Consider the following 6,303-nt stretch of genomic DNA (forward strand, 5'->3'; position numbering starts at 1 on the left):
TAGTGAACAGTGAACAGCGATAACTGATAACTGAACTAATGACAAATACAAAAATTTCTTTGGAGACTGGTAGAGATTGGCTAATTAAGCTGGTGACAGATGAGACTTTTGTTTATGTAATAAAACGGCTATTGCAGGCTCTATTAACGATCTTTCTAGCATCGGCTTTGTCGTTTTTTATCATGAAGTTGTCTCCGGGGGATTATGTAGACACGCTGCGACAAAACCCGAAGATTTCCCCGGAACGGATTGAGGAAATTAGGCAACAATTTGGTTTAGATAAGTCTTGGCCGGAACAGTTTTGGTTGTGGCTGAGGCAAATTGTTACTAAGGGTGATTTTGGTACGAGTTTTGTTTATCAGCGTTCTGTATCTTCCCTGTTATGGGAACGAGTACCAGCGACTTTGTTGTTAGCGATCGCTTCTTTATTTATAACCTGGGCTATAGCTATTCCTCTAGGTATCCTCGCTGCTGTTAAACAAAATCTTCCCACTGACAAGATTTTGCAAGTCTTAAGCTATGCTGGACAGGGTTTTCCCAGTTTTATTACTGCTTTATTTCTATTATTCTTTGCCCAAATTACTACCCCACTGTTTCCGGTGGGTAACATGACTAGTATTGATCACGCTGAACTCACATGGCTGGGTAAAATCTTAGATATCGGTTGGCACATGATTTTACCTTTAATTGCTTTAAGTATCACCAGTTTTGCAGGTTTACAGCGGATTATGCGCGGTCAATTATTGGATGTTTTGCGGCAAGATTATATTCAAACTGCTCGTGCTAAAGGACTACCAGAAAACCGCGTTATTTATGTTCATGCTTTGCGGAATGCTATTAACCCTTTAATTACTTTATTGGGTTTTGAATTAGCAAGTTTGTTAAGTGGTGCATTTATTACAGAAAACTTCTTCAACTGGCCAGGTTTAGGGAAGTTGACTTTACAAGCTGTTTTAGCAAAAGATCAATATTTAGTAATGGCTAGTTTGGTGATGAGTGCAGTTTTATTGATTCTTGGTAATTTAATTGCTGACTTGATGTTAAAAGCGGCTGATCCAAGAATTAAATTAGAAGATTTGAATTAGTCAGAACATAGGGAACAGGGAACAGGGAACAGGGAACATTAAAAAATTACGAATTAAGAATTACGAATTAAAAATTATGCTTTCGGAAGTTTATTATATTATACGGTCAAGAACAGATGGTAAATATCTGACAGCGCGAGTAGATGATGATAAATCAGGGTACTTATTATTGTTTAAGGAAGATTTTGATGCTCTCAGTTATTTAAATACCCATGCTGGTGATTTAGCAAGCCGTTTGACTGTAGAATCTATTGCTGGTTCACAGGTAGGCAGTTTGTTGAAACGTTGGGGTTTTGCTGGTGTGGGGATGGTAAATGATCCTTTATTACCTAACGTTGAGTTTTTGCAACATGGTTGAGTAAGGACAATTCATGAATTATCCCTAATTTTTGGGAAGTCTATTATATTCGTGCTGTTAAACTATATAGAAACCTCATTGCGATGTCTAATTAATCTTGATATGGATTGTCTATTTTATCCACAACAACGTTAGTTGAGAATGGTAGACGACCAGGATTTAAACGGGGTTCGGCTGCATATCCTACAGGTACAACCACTGCAATACCTATATCTGAGTTATTCTCTGCACCAATAGCAAAATGGTAAGTTATTTTGGCGTTGCTGATTTGATGTATGAAAATGATTTTTGATGATATCCAAACTGTTGTAGAGACGTTCCGACGGAACGTCTCTACGCCTAAATTCATACCTGGTTTCAGCAACGCCGTTATTTTTAATTGATTTTGGTAGTTAAAACCTGAGAATGGATGAAATAGAAAATATCTTCCTTTTCCTCTTTGCGTATTTGCGTATTTGCGTGAGACAATACAAGATTGAGGCGGGCAAGATGCCCACCCCACAAGATGATACAATTACCTAAACTACAGCTTTTTCCAACATCAATTTAGAACGCTTCACCTGTTCAGGAATAGCCACAGGATAATCACCAGTAAAACAAGCGGAACAGAAACTATTAGTATCTTCTCTTGTTGTTTCTAACATTCCTTCCCAACTCAAATAAGCGAGAGTATCTACTTGTAACTGCTTCGCTATTTCCTCTACTGACTTGGTAGCAGCAATTAATTGATCTTGTGTATCCGTATCAATTCCATAAAAGCAAGGATGAGTTACAGGAGGGGAAGAAATTCTCATGTGTACTTCCGCAGCACCCGCATCACGCAAGGCTTTAACGAGTTTACGGCTAGTAGTTCCCCTGACGATAGAATCATCAATTATTACTACACGCTTACCGAACAAAACATCTTTCAGGGGGTTCAATTTCATTTTTATCCCCGATTCGCGCATACTTTGGGTGGGTTGAATAAATGTCCGTCCGACGTAGCGATTTTTAATCAAGCCTTCACCGTAAGCTATACCCGATGTTTGGGAAAAACCAATGGCCGCAGGTATGCCAGAATCAGGTACACCAAAAACTATATCTGCTTCTATGGGCGATTCTTCAGCTAATCTCCGTCCTAACCGCATCCTATAGCTGTATAAAGTTTCGTTGTGCATCAAACTATCAGGACGGGCAAAGTATATCATTTCAAAGATACACAATTTGCGCTGAGGCTGTTGATTCCAAGGGAAGGAAGCTAAACCGTTTTCGGTAATCCAAACTAACTCACCTGGTTCGACATCGCGCAGATATTCAGCACCGATAATATCTAAACCGCAAGTTTCAGAAGCGAGAACGTAACGCACTGGATCACTATCTAAAGTGCCAATGACCAAGGGACGAATGCCGTTAGGGTCACGCACTCCCATGATACCATCAGGTGTACCAATCACCAGACTAAATGCACCTTGACAGCGGTGAAAAGCACGAATAGCACCTTCTATCCAATCTGCACCGGCATTAACTTCTTCTGCGATCGCATAAGCAATCATTTCTGAATCTGTACTTGTAACTAAGTTAAAATTGCTCTTGAGTAATTCTTCTCGCAATTGTACAGTATTGACTAAATTACCATTATGTGCTAATGCCACATTACCTAAACGAGTTTCTACTACAGCAGGTTGGGCGTTCACCCTGCGGCTAGAACCGGTAGTAGAATAACGGGTGTGACCAACCGCAATATTACCTGGCAACTCTTCTAAAATGGTTTCATTGAAGACTTGCGAAACCAGTCCCATATCTTTGTGTAGGTGTACGTGCGTTCCCTCAAAGGTCGCAATACCAGCAGATTCTTGACCCCGATGCTGGAGAGCATATAATCCAAAATAAGTCATTTTTGCAACATCTTGTTCTGGGGCGTAGATGCCAAAAACACCACAAGCTTCTTCTGGCTTGTCAGCGCGATTTTCAATCATGTTCATAGATTGATCGAAAGTGACGGAATGCTGGGGAATCATGCTGGTTTTTGCTCCTGGTGGGGTGTCGTAACTGGAGATTGGGGATTGGGAAGAGAGCAGAGGCGCAAGGGAGCAGGGGAGCAGGGGAGTAGGGGAGAAAATTCTTTACCTACATCCTATTACCCTCCTCTTTACTGTCACCTGTCACCTTCTTCCTACCTCTTAACAAATCTTTAACCATCCATTAAAACAGTACCGTAATTTGGTTAAGGATAAAGTAGAAATTGTAAATTTTCATGCTTGATCCTTGACTTTGATCCTAGTTATGTATTGGCATAGAGAGCGAGACGTTGAGAGATCGCCCGATCATAGTGATCGCTCATATCTTTGATACTAACCTTGATTAACTCTTGATTATCAGTAGTGGAAACCGTCAAATCTGTTTCCAAGTTAGCAACCACACCTAATTTTTGCCAATTCTGTCCCAGATGTTCCTGTAAATAAGATTCCCAAATTTCTTGATTTTCCTTACTCACAGAAACCAAAATTCTCGCCCCACCTTCACCAAACAGCACTTCATCAAAGCGGGAATCATGATCTGCGGAGATTTCTAAATTAATTTCTGCCCCCAAGTTGCCACTTAAACAACATTCTGCCAAAGCTACCGTTAAACCACCTTCAGAAGTATCATGGGCTGAACGCACCCAACCACCGCGAATACCTTCACGACAAACTTTTTGTACACTGCGTTCCAAATCAAAATCAACTCTGGGCGGTTTTCCCGCAACAGTATTATGAATCGTTGCTAAATACTCAGAAGCACCCAATTCAATTTTAGATTTTGGATTTTGGACTTCGACTTCGCTCAGTCGAACGATTTTGGATTGAACTGGTACGCCTAAAAGGTAAATTACATCACCTGAATTTTTCCAACCTTGACCACAAATTTTATCCAAATCTTCAATTAAACCAACCATTCCCACAACAGGAGTCGGATAAATTGGTTGAGGATTTCCCTGATCATCAAAAGTTTCATTATACAAAGAAACATTTCCCCCAGTCACCGGCGTTCCTAACTCACTACAACCTTCACTCAAACCCCGACAAGCGGACGCTAACTGCCAATAACCAATGGGTTTTTCTGGACTACCAAAATTGAGGTTATCCGTCACAGCCAAGGGTTCAGCGCCCACACAGCTAAGATTCCGTGCAGCTTCCGCCACCACCGCCTTAGCCCCTTCATAGGGATCAAGATAAACATAACGAGAATTACAATCTACTGTAGCCGCAACACCCGATTTTAGATTTTGGATACTAGATTTTAGATTGGGGTTTGTTTCTAAAGGACGGAGACGAACTACAGACGCATCTGCACCACCGGGTAATAATACGGTGTTATTCTGCACTTGATGGTCATATTGGCGATAAACCCAGCTTTTAGAAGCAATGGTAGGTGTACTTAGCAAAGTTAATAAAATATCCTGCCAACTTTGCAACTTCCCCCCGATTTCAATACCCGTAGCATTACATGGAGGTAAACTATCAGATGTCCATTGCCAAGAGGTTTGGGCATATTCTGGAGGTTCTGCTAATAGTTCCCTTTCATACAAAGGCGTATTTTCTGCTAACGCATCAGCGGGAATTTCTGCGGCAATTTTGCCTTTAAACAAAATCCTGACAATAGGGTCTGCAATTACTGTACCTGCAACCACTGCTTGCAGTCCCCAACGGTGGAAAATATCAATTAATTCCTGTTCTCGTCCCTTATGGGCAACAAACAACATTCTTTCTTGAGACTCCGAAAGCAGGTATTCATAAGGTATCATTCCCAATTCCCGCGCCGGAATTTTATCTAAGTCAAATTCAATACCTACGCCACCCTTGGCAGCCATTTCTGAAGTAGAACAAGTTATACCAGCCGCACCCATATCTTGAGCCGCAACCACAGCCCCGGTTTTAAATGCCTCTAAACAAGCTTCAATTAAGGACTTTTCTAAAAATGGATCTCCCACTTGCACAGCGGGACGGTTATCCATTGACTCATCTGTTAATTCTGCACTGGCAAAACTCGCGCCTCCCATGCCATCCCGTCCGGTGGTTGAACCCACATATAAGACAGGATTACCAATACCAGAAGCACCGGATTTGACTATTTCTGGTGTTTCCATTAATCCCAGTGCCATGACGTTGACTAAGGGATTACCGGAATAAGCAGAGTTAAAATATACTTCACCGCCAACTGTGGGAACCCCAACGCAGTTAGCATAATGGGAAATTCCCGCTACAACACCTGTAAACAACCTTTGGGTTTTCGGATCATCTAAATCACCAAAACGCAAAGAATTTAATAAAGCTATGGGACGCGCCCCCATTGTGAATATATCTCTTAATATACCACCTACTCCGGTTGCAGCGCCTTGGAAGGGTTCAACGGCTGAAGGGTGGTTATGGGATTCTATTTTAAATGCTAATTGCAGTCCATCGCCGATATCCACAACACCTGCATTTTCACCGGGTCCAACGAGAATGCGGGGTCCTGTGGTGGGAAACTGTTTGAGTAAAGGGCGGGAATTTTTATAACAGCAATGTTCTGACCACATCACCCCAAACATACCTAGTTCGGCTTTGTTGGGGTGACGGGCTAAGCGGCGGACAATTTCTGTATATTCTTCTGGTTTAATGCCTTCTGAGGCTATTTCTTGGGGAGAAAAGGGATTTTGTGCGGTGGTCATGGCTGTTATGCACCAAGGGGACAGAGGAATATTCTATCTGAGATCCCCGACTTCTTTTTTTAATCTGGTCAATAAATTTTAATTGATGTCATACCAATTTAATATGAAGCTGCATATAATAGAGAAAACAAACTTGATAAATCAAAATAACCATGAGCCGTACTTTTAAAATTGAAATAGCAGAGAGTGAA

General features: G+C 41.4%; 4 protein-coding genes and 1 pseudogene. 2 read left to right on the forward strand and 3 right to left on the reverse strand.

The window, feature by feature from the left end:
• The first annotated feature begins 38 nt into the window (after window positions 1-38).
• Together H6G06_RS26410 and H6G06_RS26415 are read left to right on the forward strand one after the other, a co-directional pair.
• Window positions 39-1,085, forward strand: coding sequence for an ABC transporter permease (locus tag H6G06_RS26410; RefSeq protein ID WP_190565026.1), 1,047 nt, complete (start codon window positions 39-41; stop codon window positions 1,083-1,085).
• A 76-nt stretch (window positions 1,086-1,161) separates the two neighbouring features.
• Window positions 1,162-1,443 (forward strand): hypothetical protein, encoded by a 282-nt coding sequence (locus H6G06_RS26415; RefSeq protein ID WP_190565027.1) that lies wholly within the window; start codon window positions 1,162-1,164, stop codon window positions 1,441-1,443.
• A 91-nt stretch (window positions 1,444-1,534) separates the two neighbouring features.
• Here the strand turns inward: H6G06_RS26415 and H6G06_RS26420 are convergent.
• From H6G06_RS26420 to purL, 3 genes and pseudogenes are all read right to left on the reverse strand, one after another.
• A pseudogene (locus H6G06_RS26420) lies at window positions 1,535-1,678 on the reverse strand (nitroreductase family protein); the annotation flags it as partial.
• 283 nt (window positions 1,679-1,961) lie between these two features.
• The gene (gene purF, locus H6G06_RS26425; RefSeq protein ID WP_190565028.1) at window positions 1,962-3,440 is read right to left on the reverse strand and encodes an amidophosphoribosyltransferase; all 1,479 of its coding nucleotides are present in this window, start codon (window positions 3,438-3,440) and stop codon (window positions 1,962-1,964) included.
• A gap of 263 nt (window positions 3,441-3,703) precedes the next feature.
• Window positions 3,704-6,112, reverse strand: a complete 2,409-nt coding sequence (purL, locus tag H6G06_RS26430; RefSeq protein ID WP_190565029.1) for a phosphoribosylformylglycinamidine synthase subunit PurL — start codon at window positions 6,110-6,112, stop codon at window positions 3,704-3,706.
• Between the last annotated feature and the right edge of the window lie 191 nt (window positions 6,113-6,303).

It is taken from the genome of Anabaena sphaerica FACHB-251, from assembly GCF_014696825.1.
GTDB lineage: Bacteria > Cyanobacteriota > Cyanobacteriia > Cyanobacteriales > Nostocaceae > RDYJ01.

What these genes read in the sequence shown, in the direction of transcription:
- purL (WP_190565029.1), bottom strand. Translation starts at nt 6,112, where the DNA reads ATGACCACCGCACAAAATCCCTTTTCTCCCCAAGAAATAGCCTCAGAA.
- H6G06_RS26415 (WP_190565027.1), top strand. Translation starts at nt 1,162, where the DNA reads ATGCTTTCGGAAGTTTATTATATTATACGGTCAAGAACAGATGGTAAA.
- H6G06_RS26410 (WP_190565026.1), top strand. Translation starts at nt 39, where the DNA reads ATGACAAATACAAAAATTTCTTTGGAGACTGGTAGAGATTGGCTAATT.
- purF (WP_190565028.1), bottom strand. Translation starts at nt 3,440, where the DNA reads ATGATTCCCCAGCATTCCGTCACTTTCGATCAATCTATGAACATGATT.